Raw genomic sequence first — 22,362 nt, forward strand, 5'->3', positions numbered from 1 at the left:
CCGAACGTGGCGCGCGCTGCCAATCGCTCCATCTGATACGCATCAGACAGCAGTTTCTGAGTCTGTTTTGTTTTTCCCAGCCTCCCTACAGTTTCGCCATTCGCGCGGCTGCGCCCGCATTACTGTATGGAAGGTTACCGCGATGCAATCTGCTGCTCCTCACCCGGCCTACAACTACAAGGTCGTCCGCCAGTTCACCCTGATGACCCTCTTCTGGGGCGTGGTGGGCATGTGCACCGGCGTACTCATCGCCGCCCAGCTGGTCTGGCCGGAACTCAACTTCGACACGCCCTGGCTGAGCTTCGGCCGCCTGCGCCCCCTGCACACCAACCTGGTAGTGTTCGGCTTCGCTGGCAGCGCACAGTTCGCCGCCAGCTACTACGCGGTGCAGCGCACCTGCCAGACGCGACTGTTCTCCGACAAACTGGCCGCATTCACCTTCTGGGGCTGGCAGGCGACCATCCTGATCATGCTGGTGACCCTGCCCATGGGCCTGACCACCACCAAGGAATACGCCGAGATCGAATTCACCGGCGCGGTGTGGATGGCAATCGTCTGGGTCGCCTACGGCATCGTCTTCTTCACCACGCTGACGCAGCGCAAGACCCGCCACATCTATGTCGGCAACTGGTTCTTCGGTGCCTTCATCCTGGTCATCGCCATGCTGCACATCGTCAACCACCTGTCGGTGCCGGTGAGCTGGTTCAAGTCCTACTCGATCTATTCCGGTGCCACCGATGCCATGGTGCAGTGGTGGTACGGGCACAACGCCGTGGGCTTCTTCCTCACCACCGGTTTCCTGGGGATGATGTATTACTTCGTGCCCAAGCAGGTGAACCGCCCGGTGTATTCCTACCGCCTGTCCATCGTGCACTTCTGGGCACTGATCACCCTGTACATCTGGGCCGGCCCGCACCACCTGCACTACACCGCGCTGCCGGACTGGGCGCAGAGCCTGGGCATGGTGATGTCGATCATCCTGCTGGCGCCGAGCTGGGGCGGTATGGTCAACGGCATGATGACGCTGTCCGGTGCCTGGCACCTGCTGCGCACCGACCCGATCCTGCGCTTTCTGGTGGTATCCCTGGCGTTCTACGGCATGAGCACCTTCGAAGGCCCGATGATGGCGATCAAGACGGTCAACGCCCTGTCGCACTACACCGACTGGACCATCGGCCACGTGCATGCTGGCGCGCTGGGCTGGGTGGCGATGATCACCTTCGGCTCGCTCTACCACCTGATCCCGAAGGTCTTCGCTCGCGACGGCATGTACAGCACAGGCATGATCAATGCGCACTTCTGGCTGGCCACCATCGGCACCGTGCTGTACATCGCCTCGATGTGGGTCAACGGCATCACCCAGGGCCTGATGTGGCGCGCGGTCAACGAGGACGGCACCCTCACCTACTCCTTCGTCGAGGCGCTGGAAGCCAGCCATCCGGGCTTCGTGGTACGTCTGGTCGGCGGCCTGTGCTTCCTCGCCGGCATGCTGCTGATGGCGCTCAATACCTGGCTGACCCTACGCAGCAAGGTCAAAGTGACGCAGCACAGCGGAGAAGTCGCTCATGCCGGCTGAAGCCTGGTGGATGATGGCCCTCGCCGTGTTCTTCGTCGGTGTACAGCTGAGCCTGGGCGGCGGCAGCCAGCGTGACCTCGACGAGGCGACCATGCTGCCGTTCGCCGACGATCCCGCTGTGGCGCGCCGCGTCGAGCGCGACACCGGGCGCAGCACCAGCGGCTGCGCCTGCCCCGGCACCTGCGACGGGAGCTGCAAGCATCACGGGCAACAGACGTTCTGAGGACTCAGACCCACTGATCGCTGCGCTTGCGTTTGACCCGCAGCATGGTCGGCAGGATCAGGCCGAGCAGCAGCCCGGCACCGGCGATGCTGCCGCCATAGGCCATGTAGCGCATCAGCACCTGCTGCTGTTCTTCACCCAGTTGCGCCTGGGCATCACGCAGTTGCGAACGGGTGGTGGTCAGCTCGGCGTCCAGCGCACCGCGGGCGGCCTGCAGCTCGTCGATCAGGTTCTTGCGCGTGTCCAGGGTTTCTTGCATGCCTTGCACGCGCGCCTTCCAGGCATCGTCGATGCCTTTCAGTTCGGCGGTGAGATCGGCGACTTTCTGTTCCAGTTGCGGCAGGCGCTCGGCCTGGCCTGGCACCGACTGCAGGTCGCGGCTGGGAATCCACACCGTGGTGCCACTGGCGCTGCGCACCTGGCTGTAGTCGCCCTGGGTGCGCAACAGCTCCACTTTCTCCCCGGAAACCAGGGTGCCGACGATACGGTAGCCATCGGTGGGGCCACTGCGCACATAGGTATTGAGGCTGTCGCTGACCCAACGCTGGTTACTGGCGGCTTCTTCCGCCAACGACGGCTGAGCGCCGCCAAGCAGGCCGCCGAGCAGCAGGCAGGCACCGAGAATGCGGGGTTGAAATGGAGCATGACGAGATAAAAACATGGGGCGATCTTCACGTGGCAGTCAGACGAACCCGGCGAACGGGATGAACGTTGCCGGCCACACGCACGAGCACATGCTCAAGCACGATCCAGGCAGAATCCGCGACGAAGACGCCACGCTAGCGGCAAATAGCCATCTATTCCTGCCGGTACAGGCCGACAGCAGACAGACATTCGCCGCTTGCTTCGAGTTCACTCGGAGCTGGAGATGGTAGATGGACGGAACGTCGTCTCAGGCGTTGTGACGCTGCACGAAGGCGCAGAAGTCCGCCAGCGGCATCGGCCGGCCGAGCAGGTAGCCCTGGAACTGACTGCAGCCGTTGTCGGCCAGAAAGCGCCGCTGCGCCTCGGTTTCCACGCCTTCGGCGATCACCGTCATGCCCATGCTCTGGCCGAGGGCGATCACGGTACGCACGATGGTTTCGCTGTTGGCATCGGTAAGCACATCGAAGATGAACGAGCGATCGATCTTCAACTTGCTCAATGGCAGGCGCTTGAGGTGGCTGAGGGAGGAAAAGCCGGTACCGAAGTCATCCAGCGAAAAGCGCACGCCATGCTCGACCAGCGCCGTCATCTTGCGCGTCAGGTCTTCCATGTCGCGGACGATCAGGGTCTCGGTCAACTCCAGCTCCAGGCGCTGGGCATCGATGCCATGACGCTCGATCAATCCGAGAATTTCGGCGACGAAACTGCTCTGCGAGAACTGCTTCTGGCTGATGTTCACCGCCAGCCCTATGTCGCCAAAGAGCGGGTCATCCGTCCATTGCCGCAGGCGTGTGGCCGTCTGTTCCAGCACCCACTGGCCGATGGGAATGATCAGCCCGGTGTTCTCGGCGTGGTCGATGAACTCACCCGGAGCCAGCAGCCCGCGCTGCGGGTGCTGCCAGCGAATCAGCAACTCGGCGCCGATCACCCGATTGGCATCATTGAGCTGCGGTTGGTAGTACAACACGAACTGCTGCTCGCGCACGGCCGCGCGCAAATCCCGATCCAGCTCGGAACGCTCGGCGGTGTCGCTCTGCAGGATATGTAGCAGCAGGAAGAACAGGGTCATGGCCACCAGCCCCTGTACCCAGGAGCCGATGATCCGCACATCATCCGGCAAGGCGTAGAGATCGGTAGGCCGCCAGTTCGAAGCGGCCAGCGCAACGAACAGCAACAGGCAGAACAGCGAGACGCCATAACGCAACCACAGGGGGTCGTCGCGGAAGGCCATCAACGCGCCCAAAGCCACCGGCAGCAGGTAGAGATGAGTGGCTCGCGGCGCCGTGAGCGTGGGCGGGTCGAGCAGCAGCGTCGAAGCCACCACGATCAGGGTCAGAGCACCGAACAGGATCAGATTGGCGCTGCGCGCCCGGTTACGCAGGGTCAGGCCGAAGACCGCCAGGCCACTGAGAACGATGGTCACGTCCATGGCGACGATGGCCCAGTAGCCACGCGAGGAAAAGAACAGGCCCCAGAGCAACCCCATGAAGACCATGACCAGACTCGCCAGCATGCGCATACGGCGCTCGCGTCGCTGACCGACCAAAGCCAGATCCGCAGCATGCCAGAGTTGGCGAACGCGTTTGCCGAAGGTCAAGAGTGCTGGCATGGAGAAGTCCTTGTCCGATCTCTCTCATTCTCGGAGACGGCTGGCCAAATGCAAGCAGCTTTTAATGCTGCCAGTGCGCCTCGCTGGCCAGGCGTTCGGCGATGAAATCGAGTAGCAGGCGCATCGCCGGCAACATCTGCCGGCGCGACCCGTACAGCGCATGGATGCCCAACTCTGGTGGCCGATAATCCGCCAGCAGGCGAACCAGGCGTCCCTCGCGCAGCAGTGTCTGCACCGAGTAGAGCGGCTGCAGGCTGATGCCGGCGCCGGCCAGGGTCGCCTCCAGCAGCACCATCGATTCATTGGCGCTGAGGCTGCCGGCAACCGCCACGGCGCTCATCTCGCCCTGGTGCTCGAACTCCCACAGGCTGCGACCGAAATAGGCATAGGCCAGGCAGTTATGCCGGGCCAGATCCTCCGGCCGCTGCGGCGCGCCGTGCCGCACCAGATAATCCGGACTGGCGCAGACCACCGAGCGGCATACCGCCAGACGTCGGGCAATCAGATTGGGGTCGAGCTGGTTGGTGATGCGCAGCGCCAGGTCGATGCGTGCCTCCACCAGATTGACCGCCTCGCTGCCCACCAACAGGTCGACGTTGACCTGCGGATAACGCTCGGTGAAGGCCTGCAACGCATGCACCAGCCAGGCCTGAGCGAAGGACTGGCTACAGGTGATGCGCAGGGTGCCACGCGGCGTGTCATCCACGCCCTGTCCGAGCGCCTGCATGCGTTCGGCCAGCGCCAGCAGCTCGCGGCACTGCGGCAGCATCTGCTCACCGGCCACGGTCAGGCTCAGCTTGCGCGTGCTGCGATGCAGCAGACGCACGCCCGCCCAGGCTTCCAGCTCGGCGAGATAACGCGAAACCATCGCCCGCGACATGTCCAGCGCCTCGGCAGCAGCCGTCTGACTACCCCGCTCCAGCACCTCGACGAAAACCCGCGCCGCTGTCAGTCGATCCATGATCCGCTCGATTCACGCAACAAATATGGCCAGCTTACGGGGCTTTTCGCTCGACAGATAGCACATAAGATGCGCCGCACCCTACCTGCCTGGAGATCACCATGTCCCTCGCCACCCGTCTCATCGCCGGCCTCGGCCTGCTTGCCGCTGCTGGCGGCGCCCTCGCCCAGCCGCTGACGCTGGATACCTACAACCCGCGCGAAACCGCCGTCTTTCCGGTCAGTTCGACGCTGATCAGCGGCGAAAAGGACGCCATCCTGGTGGATGCGCAGTTCTCCAATCGCGAAGCCCAGGCACTGGTCGAACGTATCCGCGCCAGCGGCAAACGCCTGACTACCATCTTCATCAGTCACGGCGACCCGGACTATTACTTCGGCCTCGATGTGCTGACTCGCGCCTATCCCGAAGCCAAGGTACTGGCCACGCCGGCCACCGTTGCCTACATCGAGAAAACCCGCGCGCCCAAACTGGCCTATTGGGGCCCGATCCTCAAAGACAGCGCACCAGCCCGCACCCTGGTGCCTGAAGCCCTGCAAGGCAATCAGCTGGAGCTGGAAGGCCAGCGCATCGACGTGGTCGGCCACGACCCGCAGCACACCAGCCTGTGGATTCCCAGCATCAAGGCCGTGGTCGGTGGCGTGCTGACCAGCGCCAATATCCATCTGTGGGTCGCCGATGCGCAAAGCGCCGAAGCACGGCAGAACTGGCTGAAGTCGCTGGACGAACTCGAGGCCCTGCAACCGACCACGCTGATCCCCGGCCACTACCTCGGCGAGCCGGCGATGAACCTGGCCGACCTGCGTTTCACCCGCGATTACCTGCTGGCGGTGCAGCAGGAACTGCCCAAGGCCAAGGACAGCCAGGCGCTGATCGCGGCGATGAAGGCGCGCTATCCTCAGCTGCACGATGACAGCAGCCTGGAACTGAGCGCAAAAGTGCTCAAAGGAGAAATGCAGTGGCCGTGAAACGCCAGATCCTGATTTGCGGTGCCTCGCGCGGGCTGGGCCTCGGCCTGGTTCGCACCTTTCTCGACGCCGGCTGGCAGGTACACGCCGTAGTACGCGAACTGCGTCCGGCCAGCCCGCTGGAGGCGCTACGCACCCAGCACCCGGATGACCTGCAGGTGATCACCTGCGACCTCAACCGACTCGACGCCGCCAGCAGCATCGAAGCCGCCCTGAACGGCCAGCGCCTGGACTGTGCGCTGTTCAATGCCGGGGTCTATGGCCCCGCCCATCAGGATCCGCGCCAGGCCGAAAGCGCGGACATCGGCCAGCTGTTTCTGGCCAATGCCGTCGCGCCGATACGCCTGGCTCAGCAGTTGGCCGGGCATGTGATCGACGGCGGCGTGATTGCCTGCATGAGTTCGCAGATGGCCAGCGTGGAGCTGGCGCTCGCTGCCGACATGCCGTTGTACGGCGCCAGCAAGGCGGCCCTGAATAGCCTGTTGCGCAGTTGGCAGGCACAGATGCCTGAGCAGCCCTGGAGCCTGTTGGCGCTGCACCCCGGCTGGGTTCGCACCGACATGGGCGGCGACAGCGCACCCTTGAGCGTGGAGCAGAGCGCCGAGGGCCTGCGCGAGGTGATCACCCAGCAATTGGGCCGACGCCTGTGCGCCTTCCTCGACTACCAGGGCAACACCCTGCCCTGGTAAGCCCAGCCCCATCGTTCGCGCCCGGCACCGCCGGGCGCTTTGCTGTCTGCTGCAGCAAAACCTGTACAGCGTGCACAACCCTGCTCCAGCGACTTCGGCAAGCGCGAGCCTGGGGATTCAGCAATGCCGGCACAAACCTTCCTCCAGGGGGTTGCAAAATGATGCGCGCAGCTATACAAAAGCTGTACACAAAAAATCCTTGTACAGCTTTGAGTGAATCGCCATGCCGTCATACCGCGCCCCGCTTCGTGACATGCGCTTCGTCTTCGAGGAAGTGCTCGATGCCTACACGACCCTTCAGGCCTTGCCAGAGCATCAGGAGCTCAGTGCTGACCTGGGCGGTGCGATTCTCGAAGAGGCTGCCAAGCTGGCCGAGAACGTCCTGGCGCCCCTCAATGGCCCCGGCGACAAGCAGGGTTGCCAGTACGATCCACTGACTCACTCGGTACGCACGCCTGAAGGTTTCAAGGCGGCTTACAAACAGTTCGCCGAAGGTGGCTGGACGGCTCTGGCCTGCACCCCGCAATTCGGTGGTCAGGGGCTGCCCCACGTACTCAACATGCTGGTCGAGGAAATGACCTGCTCAGCCAACCTGTCGCTGGGCATGTACCCAGGCCTGACCCATGGCGCCATCAATGCCCTGACCAGCCACGGCACCCCTGAGCAGCAGGCGCAGTACCTGCCGCGCCTGATCAGCGGTGAGTGGACAGGCACCATGTGCCTGACCGAACCCCAGTGCGGTACCGACCTCGGTCTGATCCGCACCCGTGCCGTGCCCCAGGCCGATGGCAGCTACGCCATCAGCGGCACCAAGATCTGGATCACCGGCGGCGAGCATGATCTGGTCGACAACATCATCCATCTGGTGCTGGCCAAGCTGCCGGATGCGCCGGACAGCGTGAAAGGCATCTCCCTGTTCCTGGTACCCAAGTTCCTCGAAGATGGCAGCCGCAACCCGGCGCTCTGCGGCGGTCTGGAACACAAGATGGGCATCAAGGGTTCGGCCACCTGCGTGATGAACTTCGAGGGTGCCAAAGGCTGGCTGATCGGCGAGCCGAACAAGGGTCTGAGCTGCATGTTCACCATGATGAACTCGGCGCGCCTGATGGTCGGCATGCAGGGTTTGGGCGTGGCGGAAGGCGCCTACCAGATCAGTCTCGGCTTCGCCCGCGAACGCCTGCAGAGCCGCTCCATCTCCGGGCCGAAAGCCGCCGACAAGCCGGCTGACCCGATCCTGGTACATCCGGACGTGCGGCGAATGCTGTTACGGCAGAAGGTGATGATCGAGGGCTGCCGCGCACTCGCTTACTTCACCGGCCTACAACAGGACATCGCCCATGGTGCGCAAGACGCCGAAGCGCGCAGCCGGGCCGACGACCTGGTGCAACTGCTCACCCCAGTGGTCAAGGCCTTCCTCACCGATGAGGGCTTCACCTGCGCCAACGAAGGCCTGCAGGTGCTCGGCGGCTCCGGCTTCACCGAGGATTGGGGCATCGAACAGTTGGTGCGTGACAGCCGCATTACCCGCATCTACGAAGGCACCAACGGCATCCAGGCGCTGGATCTGGTTGGCCGCAAGCTCGCCCTCGGTGGCGGTCGCGCGGTACGCGCCTTCTTCGCCCTGGTCGAGGGCTGGCTCAAGGCCAACCCCGAGGCACCGCACGCGGCGGCCGTTACCCAGACGCTGCGGCAGCTGCAGCAGGCCACCCTGTGGCTGGCCAGCGAAGGCAGCAAGGATCCGGAACAGGCAGCCGCCGCTGCCACACCGTACCTGCGCCTGTTCGCCCTCAGCAGTCTGGCCTGGCTGTGGTCGCAGCAGGCTCAGGTTGCCCGCCGGCAACTGGATGCAGGCAGCGCGGAAACTCATTTCTATTCGGCCAAGATCAAGTCCGCCGATTTCTTCGTGGCTCGGGTGCTGCCCGAAGCCGAAACACTGCTCAACGAAATCAAGGCTGGCAAGGCCAGCCTGATGACCTTCACTGAAGAGGAGTTTGCCGCCTGACAGCAGGCGGTTCGACAAGCTGCGCAATCCGGTAACGCTCTTCTCCCCTTTTTGGTTACCGGATTTTTTTATTGCATGCCCGCAGCCGCCGGGTATCCGAGCCAACGGCTGGGTGCGGCTCACACCGACCGAATCAGAGGGAATGACCATGGCTGCACCACAGCGACCTCCTCTGCGCCCAACCGTGCTGCTGCTTCTGCTCCTGGCCAGCCTGCCCGTGCTGGCCAATACCCAGAGCGGTTGGCGTGAACGGCTGCCGCAGGCCAGCCTGATCGGCAGCGGCGATTTCAGCTGGTTCGGCTTCTCGGTGTACAACGCCAAATTGTGGAGCCCGGAGCGGCGCGTGGATTTCTCGCAGCCCTTCGCCCTGGAACTCACCTACCGGCGCAGCATCAGTCGGGAAACCCTGGTCGACACCAGCCTCGATGAAATTCGCCGTATCAACGGCGAGCCGCTCGACCGCGAGCAACAACAGGACTGGGCGCAGCAGATGCGCCAGGCCTTCGTCGATGTGCAGGACGGCACCCGCATCACGGGCGTGTTCCTGCCCGATGAAGGGTGCCGGTTCTACGTCGACGGCAAGTTGCAGCACGTCATCGACGACCCGGAATTCGCCCGCGCCTTCTTCTCCATCTGGCTCGATCCGCAGACCCGCAGCCCGAAACTGCGGGCGGCTCTGCTCGGCCTGGCCCAATGAGGTATCCCATGAAAACCCTGTTGATCCTGTTCACCAGCTTGCTGTTGATCAGTTGCGGCCAGGTGCCGGTCGAGCGTTACGCGAACGAGAAACCGGTGCTCGATCTGCCCACCTTCTTCGCCGGCCCGGTGCAGGCCTGGGGCATGTTTCAGGATCGCTCCGGGGAGGTGATCAAACGCTTCCACGTCGATATCCAGAGCCGTCGCGACGGCGACAAGCTGATCCTCGACGAGCGTTTCCTGTACAGCGACGGCACGCGTCAGCGTCGGGTCTGGACGCTGACCCCGGATGACTCCGGTCGCTGGATCGGCACCGCCGACGACGTGGCCGGCGAAGCCATCGGTGAAGTGGCCGGCAATGCCCTGCGCTGGCGTTACCACCTCAACCTGCCGGTGGATGACAGCACCTATGTCGTCTACTTCGACGACTGGATGTACCTGATGGACGACGACACCCTGATCAACCGTTCGAGCATGAGCAAGTTCGGCATCGAACTGGGCCAGGTGACGCTGTTCTTCCGCCGTGGTGCCGCGCAACCATGAGATTGACCAGCCTGGGCAGCGGCTACAAGGCGCTGGTGATCGGCGCCAGTGGCAGTATCGGCCAGGCGTTCTGCCAGTTGTTACGGGCTGACCCCAACTGCGTCGGCGTGCGTGAACTGAGCCGGCGAAGCTCGCCCGCGCTCGACCTCGAAACGCCGGCCAGCATCGCCGAAGCTGCCGCGGCCCTGGCTGATGAAGGGCCATACCAGTTGATCCTGCACAGTGCCGGGCTGCTGCATCGCGATGGCATCGCCCCGGAGAAAAGCCTGTCCGCCATCGAGGCCGATGCGTTGCAGGCGGTATTTCAGGTCAATGCCCTGGGCCCTGCCCTGGTGCTGCGCCACTTCCTGCCGCTGCTCGACAAACAGGGGGCCATGGCCATGCTCTCGGCCAAGGTCGGCAGCATTGGCGACAACCGCCTCGGCGGCTGGTATGCCTACCGCGCGTCCAAGGCGGCGCTGAATATGCTGATCAAGACCGCCGCCATCGAACTGGCGCGCAGCAAGCCCAAAGCACGCCTGCTCAGCCTGCATCCCGGTACGGTGATTTCCCCCTTGTCACAACCCTTTCGCGGAGCGACTGACGCGCGCCCAGCCGAACTGGCTGCAGCTCAGATGCTGCAGGTGATCGACAGGCTCGGCCCACAGCACAGCGGCAGCTTTCACGCCTATGACGGACAGCCCCTGCCTTGGTGACAACAGCTCGACCGCCCACAACGACAACGCCACGCATGAGCGTGGCGTTGTCGTTTCCGGGGGGCTTAGTACTTGCCGATGGCGTTGAAGAACCAGCCCTGGCTGCGATACGACAGGTCGGTCAGGTCATCGCTGAAGTCACTGAAGTTGTAGCCCACGCCTGCCTTGAAGTGATTGCCGAAGTGCCGATAGACGCCGACCAACGCGCCGTTCTTGCTGTCGCGCGCCTGTGATTCCTCACGGCGGCGCAGTTCGACCATCAGATCCCACTTCTTCACCACGTGCCAGTCGACCCGCGCCGCATAGAGCTGGCCGCGACTGTTGAACCAGTCGGCCGAGGTATCGCGGCTCATGCGCAGTTCGCTGAGGCGGTAGGCGTACTTGCCGCCAACGCTCCAGCGTTCGTTGAGGTCGTAGATACCATCGATGGCGAATACGTGGCTGCGCTGGGCGTAGTCGACGCTGGTACCGGTGGCGGTGGACACCTGATCCGGCGGCGGCAGATCCGACAGGTAGGTGTATTTGGCCAGCAGATTGAGGCGGTCGTTGAGCACCGGGCGGTAGGCGTAGCCGAGCGAGGCCTCGACGAAGTCACCGTCGAAGTAATCGCCCCGGTCGGAGTCACCCACCGAGAAGTCCAGGCGGCCGAGGAAGCGCCAGTCCGGGTTGACCTGGTAGCTCAAGTTGTTGCGCATCAGCCACACGGACAGATCCTGCACCTGACTGCGATCCTGACGGTACTCCAGACGGCTGGCGTAACGCAGGTCGCCATTGCTGTAACCGATCTTGGCCCCGTAGGCGCGACGCTTGAGTTCGTACTCGGTCTCGCTGTTGAAGGTGCCGAACTCGGTGCTCAGGCCATAGCTCCAGAACTCGTCCGGAGCGAAGTCCAGGCCGTAGCCCTGGATCAGACCGGCCTGCTCGCCATGCTGCATGCGCTGCTCGGCGTACACGCTGGTGCTGTCGGTCCAGCGCGAACGGGCACCGGATACCAGTTGCCCGGTGCGACCGGTGCCGACCAGGCCACTGCGGCTGGCGAAACCATCGTCGCCACGGTCGCTGTCGAGCTGGTAGTTGAGGTACAGGTTGGTGCGCTCGGAGGCGTCGTAGTTGATCCCGCCCTTGGCGCCCAGGCCGAGGTTGCCGCCGGACAGCTCGCCATTGAGCGAGGTGCGCTCGTTGAGGCGATAGTCGCCGCCCACGCCGAGGCGGTTGTTGGCCTGGCGGCCAGCGTCGCGGCTGACGGTGCCCTGGGTGAAGCCGTACAGCGACCAGTCATCGGCCTGGTGGTACAGCGCCTGGAGAATGGCGTCGTTGCGCTCGCCCTCGTCACGCTCACCGTTGTCGTAACCGGCGTAGGTGCCGGTGTAGAGGCTGCGATAGGCGCCACCGTAGGTCTGCCGATCGTTGCGCAGCCCGGCGGAGAGGCGCCAGGCCTCGCTCAGGTCGTAGGCGATGATGCCCTCGACCGCACGCCGCGAACGGCCGCCCTCCTCGTCCGTCTGGTCACCCTTGAGGGTCACCTCGGTCTTCTCGCTGAGCGGTGCGGTGTAGCTGCCGCCCACCTGATCGGTGGCCAGGTCGGTGAGACGCCCTGGCGCGGCGAAGCCGGCGTCGCGGCTCTCGTAGTAGAAGGTGCCGCGTCCTTCGGCATCGGTGACCACGTCACGCAGATCGAAGGCGGTTTCCAGGCGGTTGGCACGGGCGCGCGAATCGGTGCCGGCGATCTGCTCGCCAAAGCCGAAACCACCGTCGTAGGAGAAACGCTGGTCGAGGCTGTCACCACGGCTCTGCGCCGACTCGACCTTCAACCAGGTGCCCTCGCTGTGGCGCAACAGCAGGTCGCCGCCGCCCAGGGTCTGGTCTTCGCGACCGGTCTGTTGCTGCTGACTGCCGGTGACGCCGATGCGCACCTTGTCGTTGGCCCAGTAGGCAACGCGGCCGCCGTAGGCCAGGTCGTCGAGGCGATCCAGCCCCGGCGAGTATTCGTAGCCGACCACCAGGAACGCCGGATGCCCGGACAGGCTGCCACCGGAGCGGATCAGGCCACTGCCATCGGCGTTGGCCGACAGCGGTTGGCTGAGAATCACCCGGCCCTGCATGGCGTTGATCTCGTAGTCGATGCCGGCAACCAGATCCTGGCTCTGCAGCACCAGGCCGGAATCCTTGTCACGCACCTCGATGCGCACGCGTTCGCTGCCCACGGTGAGATCCTGGTGGCGCAGGTAGTAGAGCGAGCCACCGGTACCGCGGAAATCCTCACGGGCCGAGGCGGTGCCAGGCTCGGCAGCGAAGCCTTCGACCTGCAGACGGCGCTCGCCGAAGCTGGTGAAACCGTCGCTGCGGTAACGCGCCTGGGCGCCGTAGAGACTGCGATCGACCTGCGCCAGCTCGGTGTCGCGCATCTGCTGGCGGAAGTTACCCCACAGAGCATGGGACTTCTCGTCTTCGACCCGCACGTAGAACTTGCCACGCGTCGGCGCATCCTCGATCAGCGTCGAGTCGTCACCAAAGGTGGTCCAGCCCTTGTCAGCCTCGTTGTCGAGACGACGCAGGAACTCGCGCGGATCCTTGTCGTTGAAGTTGCTGAACAGACTGTCGGCCGGCTCCTCGCCGGTGTCGACGCTGGCGGTGACGGTGTATTTGCCGTCGATCTTGCCCTTGCTGTAGAAGGCCAGCCGACCATCGGCGTAGAGCTTGTCGTCGTAGTAGCGATCCTCACCGGTGACCAGGCTCGCCGGGCCGCTGGTGTTCTGCTGGCCGACGGTGAAGTCGGCGATGGCCACGGTGAACCAGTCCTGCTGCGGCAGGCGCAGGTCGCGGCGGTAGATGCGCCCCTTGCCCTGCTCGTCGAGCACCGCCACCTCCACGGTATGCAGGCCGCGCGGGATGATCTGCGCACTGGCGAAGCTGCCGTTGCCATCGACCGGCACCGGCTTGCCCATGACGAACACGTGCTGCCCTTCGCGCACCTGCTTGCCGTTGATGGTCACGGTGCCGCCAGCCACCGGGATGCTGTGCCGCTCCAGGCGATTGCCGTCGTAGCCGGCCAGCAGGTTGGCCTCGCTCTCGGCCTCTTCCTCGGCTTCGCGCTGGCCACGGGCAACGTTGATCAGTTGCGGGCTGGTCTCGTCGTAGCGGCCTTCGGCGTCATAGACACGCAGTTGGTAATAGACGCGCTCCGGTAGGCTGGCGGACGGCGTCCAGTGGCCTTGCAGTTGCTCGTCGAGCTTGAGGGTTTCCAGCAGCTCCGGCTCACCGAACAAACGCTTCTTGCCGACGATGCGCACTTCGGCGCGGTCGATCCAGTGCAGGTAGTTGCTCGAACCACGGAAGCTCAGCGGCTGGCCGACACGCGCCAGGCGCGCGCTGGACGTCAGGTTCAGGCGCGGCTTGGCCGACAGGTTGTCGTAGCGCACCTGCAGCAGGTCACGCGCCAGGGCCACATCCACGCAGCGCTGGGTATCGGCACTGCCGGCGGCCTGGCCGCCCTGCGGCTGGCCGTCGATGCTCAGGCGAAACGGTGCGACGCCTTCGCCGGAGACGCTACCGGGCGCGCACTCCTGCGGTTTGGCCGGCGTGCTGACGATGGATTCGTCGTACCAGATTTCCACTTCCACACGACGGTTGGTGGCCCAGGCTTCGGGGCTGTCGCCCTGCACCAGCGGCTCGCTCGGCCCACGGCTGTCGAACATCAGTTGCTCTGGGCGCAGGTTCAGGCGCTCACGGAAGATCGCACCGACTTCCTTGGCCCGCTGCAAGCCCAGACCGAGGTTGTCCTGGTAGATGGCACGGGTGCGTTCCGACAGGTGCTGCGGGTCGGTATGGCCGATCAGACGCAGGCGCAGGTTGCGCTTGTCGCCCAGGCGCTGCATCAGCCTGGCCAGGGCATCGCTGTCGGTATCCGGCACCGCCGAGCGGCCCGAGGCGAAACGCACCACCGGCAGGCCGTCGCGCAGGGCGACGGTGTCGATGGTTTCCTCGCCGACTTCCAACAGGTGTTCGCGCTCGCCGAGCGCACCTTCGTATTGCCAGAGAATCAGCTTCTCACGCGGCAACTCACGTTCGGCATTGTGCGGCAGGGCCGGCAGGCCGCCGGGGGTGAAAGGCCGGCGCTGCAGCAGCGACTCGTCTTCCATCGCCCCACGCGGGCCTTGCAGGCCGCAGCCCTGGCCAACTTCACAGCGTTCGCTGGCCTGGGCCACGGCGGCCGCCAGCGGGTTCAGGCTCATGGCGGCAACGGTGCACGCCAGCAGTTTGCGCATGCTCATCGGATCACCTCCACGCTTTCGGTCGCCGGTACGATTTCTTCTTCCAGTTGCAGGTCGTAACAGCACTCGCGGGGCTCCCAACGTTCCTTGATCAAATCCCTGACATGGCCAATCCGTGCACGGGCCTGTTCGGCATCGCCGCCCACCGGCAGGTGGTAGGCGATCCGCAGGATCGACGGCTCGGCATACAGCGCAGCCAGTACCTCATCCATGCGTGCCAGGTAGTCCTCGCTCAGGTGTTCGCCGGCAAAGGCATCACCGGTCAGATCCAGGCGCACCACGCGGTGGATGCTGGCGCCGAAGTTGGCCTTGACCAGGCGGCCCTGGGTCATGCGCACCACGCGCGGGTTCTCGGTGACGATGCGGTAGCCGCTCGGCAGGGTGCGTTCGTCGACCTTGAGGATGAAGTTGCTGCCACGCAGATCACCGGGCACGTCGGCGCAGGCGATGTGGTAGCGGCCATGGGCATCGGTGGTCACCAGCCAGCCACGCGGCGTGGCCAGACGCACACCGGGCAGACCGGGCTCGCCTTCGTCCTGGTAGCCGTTGCGGTTCTTGTCGTCGAAGACCTTGCCGATCAGGTCGGAGCAGTCGAAGGTCGGGTCGGCGACCACGCGCACGGTGGCGCTGGCGACATTCGACACACGTGTGCCGACCGCCAGGTTGAGCGCCCAGGTCTGGTTGACGTACTCGTTGAAACCCACGCCGGAACCGACCACCAGCAGCAGCTTGACGGTCACCACCTGGCCACCGACCAGGGTGCGCGGCGGCCAGCGCAGACGGCGCCCTTCCATCTCGGGTTCCTGCGGCACACCATCGACCTGCGCCGAACCTTTCACGTACTGGAAGCCCGGTGGAATCTGATCCTCGATGGCGATATCGGCCAACGAGGTGCCCAGGGTGTTGCGTGCGGTCAGCACATAGGGCACCAGCTCACCGCGGGTGACGTTGACCTTCGGCGACACCTTGGTCATGACGATGGCGCCGCCCATCACCGGATCGAGCGGGATGTGGTTGTTGACCAGATCGGCGCTGCTGCCGTCGAGCACGAAGCTGAAGTAGTACTGCGTGCTGCCGGCGCCGCCTGCCAGGCCGGCACTGCTCGCCGGGCAGGTGGCCGGGTCATGCAGGGTCACCGATTCGGCCGGTGCCAGGTTGCTGTTCTGCACCAGCGCCGGGTCGGGTACCGCCGTGACCGGCAGGGTATTGGTACAGGCCGGAATCAGCGCCGACGGTGCCGGCAGGTAACCCGCCGGTGCGGTCACGGTCAGGGTGTAGGTGCCCGCCGGTGCGCCTGCCAGCAGCAGGAACTGATACAGGCCATCGTTGCCGGTGGTCTGGCTCAGCGAACCGCCCAGCACGTCGGCGGCGGAGAAACCGGGCGGGCCGCTGATGCTGACCACGGCGCCACGCACCGGCTGGCGGCTGATGGCGTCGTACACCACACCGGACGGGTCGATCGGCAAGCTGTGCTCGACCACGTTGCGGCCATGGCTGATGGTGATACCGCTGAGCGTACCGCCGCTGTTGTCGGCACCGGCCGGGTTGCCCGGGCCGGAGGTACCGGGGGTATAGCCGATGCCCTGCTCGTTCGGCACCGGACGGCCGAACAGCGTGCCGGAATCCGGGTGGCGGAAGCGCACTTCGTAGCCGTTACCCGGCGTCAGGTCGTTGAAGGCATAGGCGCCGTTGCTATCGGACGTGGTGGTGGCGACCACCGTGCCGTGCTGCAGCAGCTCGACGGTCCAGCCGGGCAACACGGTTTCGCCCGGATCACGGATGCGGTCATGGTTGGTATCGATCCACACGGTGCCGGACAGCGACGGGATGGACACCTCGGCGAACCAGTTGTCCACCGACAACGCGGTGCCGGTCAGGTCGATGCCAGTGATGGTGCTCGGCGTCTCGCTGACCACGCCACCTGCCGTACCGGCCGTGGTCGAGCCATTGATCAGGCCGTTGGGCTGGTTCGGCTGCACCAGGGTGTAGGTGCCCGGCGGCAGGCCGGTGAAGCTGAAGTCGCCGTTGCTATCGGTGGTGGTGCTACGGGTGATGCTGTTGCCGTTGACGTCGGTACCGCTCAGCTCGATGAGCTGGCCCGCCAGGCCACTGTCACCGGAGGTCGGTGCACCGTCCACATCACGGTCGTGGAACACCTTGCCGTGAATGGCGCGGCCATTGAGGATCTCGCCGAAGTCGTTGTTTTCCGACACGTAGCCAGGGCTCAGGCGCACGCCATCGATGATACTCGGCGTGCTGCTCACCGGCGTCACGCTGGGCGTGCTGCCGTCGCTGTTGCCAGCGCGGGTGATGCCGTTGGTGGTGCCGTTCGGCTGGGTCGGCTCGGTCACGCGGTAATCACCCGGCGGCAGGCCGCTGAAACGGTAATCACCATTGCTGTCGGTGACCGTGTTGCGCGTGACCGGACGGCCGAGCCAGTCGGTACCGCTTAGCTCGATGGGCACGCCAGCAAGGCCGCTGTCGCCGCTCTGACGAATGCCATCGTTGTTGAGATCAACGAACACCGAACCGCTGAGGCTGGCTGGACGCACTTCGGGGAAGTCGTTGCCGGCCGAACCGCTGACCTCACCACCAGCACCGTTGCCCTGAAGCACGATGGCGGCGATCTGGCTGCTGGTCTCGCTCGGGTTGCCCGGCGTACCGGCGGTGCCGCTGCTGCCGTTTACCGCGACGATGCCACCGGCCACCGGTTGGCCGTTCAGCGTGCCCGCCGGCTGGCTGGCCTGGCATACCGAATAGGTGCCGGCCGGCAGCCCGGCGAACAGGTAGTTGCCAGCGGCATCGGTGTTGATCGGGTTGATCAGACCGATGATGCCGCTGACCGGCGCACCGCTGGCGCAACTGGCGCCACTGCGCAGCTCGATGGCCACACCGGCCAGTGGGCTGTCGGTACCAGCCGAATAGCTGCCGCTCAGGTCGTTGTCCAGATACACACGACCGGAGATGAAGCCCAGGGTGCTGACCGTCAACGGCGCGTGGGCCGGCTCCGGGTTGTTGCCCATGTCGGTCTGCAAGGCGCCGGCCGGGATGATGTTGGTGTGCTCCCCCGCCGTATCGGCGGTGACGTCCACCTCGATGGTGCAGCCGCCGGCAGGCACCACGGTGCCGCTGGCCAGGCGCACGCTGGCGCTGTTGGCCGCGGCGGTGATGGCGCCAGCCGGGCAACTGCCAGTGATATTCGGTGTGGCAGCGACGCGCACGGCACCCGGCAGGGTCGGCAGGTTATCGACCAGCGCGGCGCTGAGGGTCATCGCCGTGGCATTGGGGTTGTTGACGAAGATGGTCAGGCGCGAGATGCCGCCTGGCGGGATCACCGCCGGGGCGAACTGCTTGCTGACGCTTGGCGGGCTGGAAATGATCAGACGCGCGCGGGTCGGCTCCTCGTTACGGACGCCTTCGAAACTGCTCACCGCACCGACACCGATGCTGTTGGTGTAGGTGCCGGCGATGTTGCTCAGTACATCCACCTCGACCAGACAGCTGGCGTTGCCCGCCAGCGCACCACCGGACAGGCGCACACTGGTGCCCGACGGCGTGACGCTCAGCGTGCCGCTGCAACTGTTGCTGGCATTGGGTACCTGGGCCACGACCAGGCCGTCGGGCAAGGTGTCGGTGTAGGCCAGACCGGTCAGCGGGCTGCTGCCGGGGTTATCCAGGCGAATGGCAAGGCGCATCGGCACACCGGCCGAACCATTGGCCGTGCCGGTGGTGAAACCGACCGGGTTACCGGCATCCAGCGTGCGCGTGGCAATAGCCTTGTGCACGGTCAGCGGCGAGGTGACGCGCAGGGTGTCGGTGGTGTCCTCGTTGTTGGTCACCGGGCTGCCACCGGCGCTACCGGTAAGGCCGCCGCCGGGAATGGTGTTGACGTACTCGCCCTGGCTATTGGCGGTCACGTCGATCTCCACGTAGCACGAAGCCGGAGCCGCGCCCGTTCCGGCGGGCAGTTGACCGCCGCTCAGGCTGACCTGGCCGGAGCTGCTGCTGACGCTGCCCTGACAGGTATTGACGACGTTGGCCGGGCTTGCCGTGACCAGGCCAGCCGGATAGGTGTCGACCACGCTCAAGTCGCTGATCGGTTGGGTGGTCGGGTTGTAGAAGGTGATGCGCAGACGTGAACGCTCACCCGGTGCGATCACCTTGGGCGTGAACTGCTTGACCAGGCCAAGGCCGCTGCTGGTTTGCAGGCTGCTCGAGGCCGGATCGACGTTGCTGACGCCCTGGTCGGTGCTGATCGCGCTGGCCGGGATCACGGCGGTGACCGTGCCGGTGTTGACCATGGTCACGTCCACCGTGACGGTGCAGCTCTGCCCCGCCGCCAGGCTCGCCCCGCTGAGGGCCAGGCGATTGCCGTTGGCCGGTGCGTTGACCCCGCCACCGGGGCAGGTGGTGCTGACGTTGGGTACGCCAGCGATACGCTCGCCGGTCGGCGCGCCGCCCACCAGACCATCATCGGTGAAGAAGCTGTCCAGCGTCAGGTTGCTCAGATCCAGGCTGCCGCTGTTGAACAGGGTCAGGGTCAGCTGGGTCACCGCACCCGGCGCAGCGACGCTGGCCGTGGCGTGGTTGAGGGTCACACTGACACCGCCGCCGCTGGCGTTCTGCAGGGTGGCGCCAAACGCGGTGATGTTCTGCACGCCACCGTCGGCCTTGAGTTGACCGGCGGCGATGCTGTTGACCCAGTCGCCGCCGCCCGTGGCGGTGACGTCGAACAACAGGTCGCAGCTGCCGGTGGGAATCCGTGCGCCACTGAGCGTCACCTGGCTACTGCCAGGCGCGGCATTGATCGTCGGCGCGCCGTCGCAGGTGGAATAGGCATTGGCCGGGTTGGCCACGGTCATGCCGGCCGGCAGGTCGTCGGTGATGCTGACGTTGGTCAGCACACCAGCCTGCGAGTTACTCAGGTTGATGGTGACAGTGGAGCGACCACCCGGCTGGATGCGGTTGGGCACGAAGGTCTTGTTGCCTGCCAGTGCCGAGAGGAAATCAATGCTGGCGTTGACCGGGCCAGGGCTCTGCACGCGATCCGGATTGGGCGTGCCATCGGCGTAACGCTCGACACCGCTGGCGGCGCCAGCAGGCAGGGAGTTGACGTAATGACCGGCAGCACCGACCACGTTCACCCGCACCTGGCAGCGGCCGACCGCACCCAGGCCGTCACCGCTACGGGCGGGCACGCTGGCCCCGGTGAGACGCACTTCGTTGCTGCCCGGCACCGCAACCAGAGTACCGCCACAGGTGGTGGCGGCGTTGCTGGGGAATGCCACCTGCATCGGCGTGTTGTTGCTGCCCAGCGGCAGGTTGTCGAGCAGGCTGACGTCGCTCAGTGCCTGCGCCGACAGGTTGACCAGGTCGATGGTCATGGTCGCCGCACTGCCTTCCGGCCTGGAACTGGCATCGAAGCCCTTCTCCACCGTCAACGTTGAGCTGCTGACGCTGTACTGCGCAGACGTCGAGCTGTGGTTGCAGATACCGCTGGCGCACACGCCACCGGCCGGAATCTCGTTGATCACCGCGCCACTGCTGGCATCGGCCGGCACCATGCCCCAGAAATTCAGGGTACAGATCGCCGGGTTACCCGCCGCGCCCGCGCCCATGTCGAAGGTGAAGGTCGGGCTGGTGGCACTGCCGCCAACGGCGACCGCGCCACTGCAACCGGCGCCGGTAATGGAAGGATTGGTCCGGTTCGGTGCGCTCAGCAGCACCATCCCGCTAGGCAGGTGGTCGGTCACCGTCACGCCGCTTTGCGCGGTGGTCGAGTAGTTGCGCACCGCCACGCTGAAGTACACCGGGTTGCCGGGAGCCACCACATCCGGGCTGCTGGTTTTCTCGATGAGGAACTGATCGACCACGGTGACCGAAGCGGCCGCGCCCTGGCTGAACACATCCGGATTGCTGACGCTGACGCCGCCGGCCGGAATGGTATTGGTGAAGGACTCGGGTACACCCGCCGCACTCAGCGTCGCCGTGTAGGGCACGCGGATCACGCAATTGCTGTTGGGCGCCAGCGTGCCGCTGCTGTACACCAGAGTCTGGGTGCCCTGCCCGCCCAGACCATTGAGGCTGGAGCCGCCGGTACAGGTAGCAGTCGGCGCCGAGGTGATCTGCAGACCGTTGGCCGCACCGTCGATATCGTCGCTGAAGGCTTGCAGGTTGAGCGTGGTCAGCGGACTGGCGTTGGTCAGGGTGATGGTCAGCAACGCTTCCTGGCCGGCCGCCACGGTGGCCGGGTTGAAGTTCTTGGCCACACGCAGCGGCGCGGTGACGGTGAGGTTGGCGCTGGCGTTGCTCGGCGGCACCAGGCCGCGCTTGTTGCCGAAATCGGTGGTGCGGTTGATAACGTTGGTCAGGCCCACCGAATAAGCGCTGGCCGAGCCATCGGCTACCACCATCACGCTCAGGGTACAGGTGCCATTGGCCGGCACCACGCCGCCAACCGCGCTGATCTCGCCGGCACCGGCAACCGGGTTGAAGCTCGGTGGCGTCGCACCGCAGTTGATCTGTGCATCAGGGCTGGGGGCAACCTGCAGGCCGTAGTCAGCGAGACGGTCACGAATGGCGAAGGCCGGGCTGTCGCCAGCTCCGTTCAGCGGCAGCGGCTGCGAGGCGTTGTTGCGAATGACGATGCTCAGGCGCGTGGCCTGATCACGCTTGACGATGGTGCCGGCGGCAAAGCTCTTGCTGATGGTCGGCGCCGCCAGGGTGAGGAAGTTGAGCGACTGTTGCGCCGGGTCGGCGTTGCGCACTGTGCTGCCGTTGTAGGTACCACTGACGGCATTGGCAGGAATGACGTTGTTGCCGCTACCGGCAGTGGTCGAAGTGACCTGGACGACGATCTCGCAGCGCCCAGCCTGGGTGCCGGCGCCGCGTGAGGGAATCACGCCGCCGCTGAGTGTGATGCTGTTGCTGCCTTGCGCCGCTGCGACGCTGCCAACGAAAGGCACCGGGTTGCCATTGCCATCGGCGCAGGTGGTCGAGACGACGCCCGCCCCCGCCACACGGAAACCGGCGGGCATGTTGTCGGTGAAGGTGACATCGGTGATGTCGCCATCATTGAAGTTGTTGGTCAGTTGGATGAGAAAGCCGTCGGTATCGCCGACGTAGACCGGGTCGGCAAAGCCAGGTGCCCGCGTCTTGCTGATACCCAGACTGGCGTGCGCCGCCAGCGGCAACAACCCCGCCCCCAATAGTGCGCAGCCAAGCAGCCACGACCGATGCTTCGGTGTCGACAACATGCAACTCTCCCCCAGCGCAGTGCGCCCAAGGGATTCGCCAACCTTGGCGATTCAGTCGTTCAGCGTGCTAAGCACGTCATGCTCTCGACATTCTCGGTCGAGGCGAACGACGAATCGGCAGGCGAATCCACAGCTCCCAAATGAGGGCGCAAGTTTCGCGATGGGGAGTCCGCGAACAAGGCAGCGGAGCGGGAAGTAGCGTTGCTGCGTGCGCAACCCCGATCCTCTCTG

13 protein-coding genes are annotated in these 22,362 nt (G+C 65.2%); 8 read left to right on the top strand and 5 right to left on the bottom strand.

Features of this window, described 5'->3' with window-relative positions; genetic code table 11:
- Nucleotides 1-142: 142 nt before the first annotated feature.
- Together ccoN and HS968_RS17455 are read left to right on the top strand one after the other, a co-directional pair.
- Nucleotides 143-1,576, top strand: a complete 1,434-nt coding sequence (gene ccoN / locus HS968_RS17450) for a cytochrome-c oxidase, cbb3-type subunit I (protein WP_182367592.1) — start codon at nt 143-145, stop codon at nt 1,574-1,576.
- Nucleotides 1,566-1,799, top strand: a complete 234-nt coding sequence (locus HS968_RS17455; RefSeq protein WP_182367595.1) for a cbb3-type cytochrome oxidase subunit 3 — start codon at nt 1,566-1,568, stop codon at nt 1,797-1,799. The genes ccoN and HS968_RS17455 overlap by 11 nt, the downstream gene beginning before the upstream one ends.
- Before the next feature lie 4 nt (nt 1,800-1,803).
- On the opposite strand, the gene HS968_RS17460 is transcribed toward HS968_RS17455, so the two are convergent.
- From HS968_RS17460 to HS968_RS17470, 3 genes are all read right to left on the bottom strand, one after another.
- On the bottom strand, nt 1,804-2,460 hold the full coding sequence (locus tag HS968_RS17460; RefSeq protein WP_119692899.1) for a TIGR04211 family SH3 domain-containing protein: 657 nt from the start codon (nt 2,458-2,460) through the stop codon (nt 1,804-1,806).
- A gap of 231 nt (nt 2,461-2,691) precedes the next feature.
- The gene (locus HS968_RS17465) at nt 2,692-4,053 is read right to left on the bottom strand and encodes a putative bifunctional diguanylate cyclase/phosphodiesterase (protein ID WP_182367598.1); all 1,362 of its coding nucleotides are present in this window, start codon (nt 4,051-4,053) and stop codon (nt 2,692-2,694) included.
- Between the two features lie 61 nt (nt 4,054-4,114).
- Complete coding sequence (locus HS968_RS17470; protein ID WP_182367601.1) at nt 4,115-5,014, bottom strand: LysR family transcriptional regulator; 900 nt, start codon at nt 5,012-5,014, stop codon at nt 4,115-4,117.
- Between the two features lie 101 nt (nt 5,015-5,115).
- Between HS968_RS17470 and HS968_RS17475 the strand changes: the two genes are divergently transcribed.
- From HS968_RS17475 to HS968_RS17500, 6 genes are all read left to right on the top strand, one after another.
- Complete coding sequence (locus HS968_RS17475; RefSeq protein ID WP_182367603.1) at nt 5,116-5,979, top strand: MBL fold metallo-hydrolase; 864 nt, start codon at nt 5,116-5,118, stop codon at nt 5,977-5,979.
- Nucleotides 5,970-6,668, top strand: coding sequence for an SDR family oxidoreductase (locus HS968_RS17480; RefSeq protein ID WP_182367607.1), 699 nt, complete (start codon nt 5,970-5,972; stop codon nt 6,666-6,668). The genes HS968_RS17475 and HS968_RS17480 overlap by 10 nt, the downstream gene beginning before the upstream one ends.
- 223 nt (nt 6,669-6,891) lie before the next feature.
- Nucleotides 6,892-8,670 carry an acyl-CoA dehydrogenase C-terminal domain-containing protein gene (locus HS968_RS17485; protein ID WP_182367610.1) on the top strand — a complete coding sequence of 593 codons (1,779 nt, stop codon included), beginning with the start codon at nt 6,892-6,894 and terminating at the stop codon, nt 8,668-8,670.
- Nucleotides 8,671-8,818: 148 nt separating this feature from the next.
- Nucleotides 8,819-9,367 carry a chalcone isomerase family protein gene (locus tag HS968_RS17490; RefSeq protein WP_182367613.1) on the top strand — a complete coding sequence of 183 codons (549 nt, stop codon included), beginning with the start codon at nt 8,819-8,821 and terminating at the stop codon, nt 9,365-9,367.
- Nucleotides 9,368-9,375: 8 nt separating this feature from the next.
- Nucleotides 9,376-9,909 carry a DUF3833 domain-containing protein gene (locus HS968_RS17495; protein ID WP_182367616.1) on the top strand — a complete coding sequence of 178 codons (534 nt, stop codon included), beginning with the start codon at nt 9,376-9,378 and terminating at the stop codon, nt 9,907-9,909.
- Nucleotides 9,906-10,604 (top strand): SDR family NAD(P)-dependent oxidoreductase, encoded by a 699-nt coding sequence (locus HS968_RS17500; protein WP_182367619.1) that lies wholly within the window; start codon nt 9,906-9,908, stop codon nt 10,602-10,604. The genes HS968_RS17495 and HS968_RS17500 overlap by 4 nt, the downstream gene beginning before the upstream one ends.
- 65 nt (nt 10,605-10,669) lie before the next feature.
- Here HS968_RS17500 and HS968_RS17505 read toward each other — a convergent pair whose 3' ends face one another.
- The gene (locus HS968_RS17505) at nt 10,670-14,875 is read right to left on the bottom strand and encodes an OmpA family protein (RefSeq protein WP_182367621.1); all 4,206 of its coding nucleotides are present in this window, start codon (nt 14,873-14,875) and stop codon (nt 10,670-10,672) included.
- Complete coding sequence (locus HS968_RS17510; protein ID WP_182367624.1) at nt 14,872-22,131, bottom strand: DUF7933 domain-containing protein; 7,260 nt, start codon at nt 22,129-22,131, stop codon at nt 14,872-14,874. The genes HS968_RS17505 and HS968_RS17510 overlap by 4 nt, the downstream gene beginning before the upstream one ends.
- Between the last annotated feature and the right edge of the window lie 231 nt (nt 22,132-22,362).

The sequence above is a fragment of the Pseudomonas berkeleyensis genome (assembly GCF_014109765.1).
GTDB lineage: Bacteria > Pseudomonadota > Gammaproteobacteria > Pseudomonadales > Pseudomonadaceae > Aquipseudomonas > Aquipseudomonas berkeleyensis.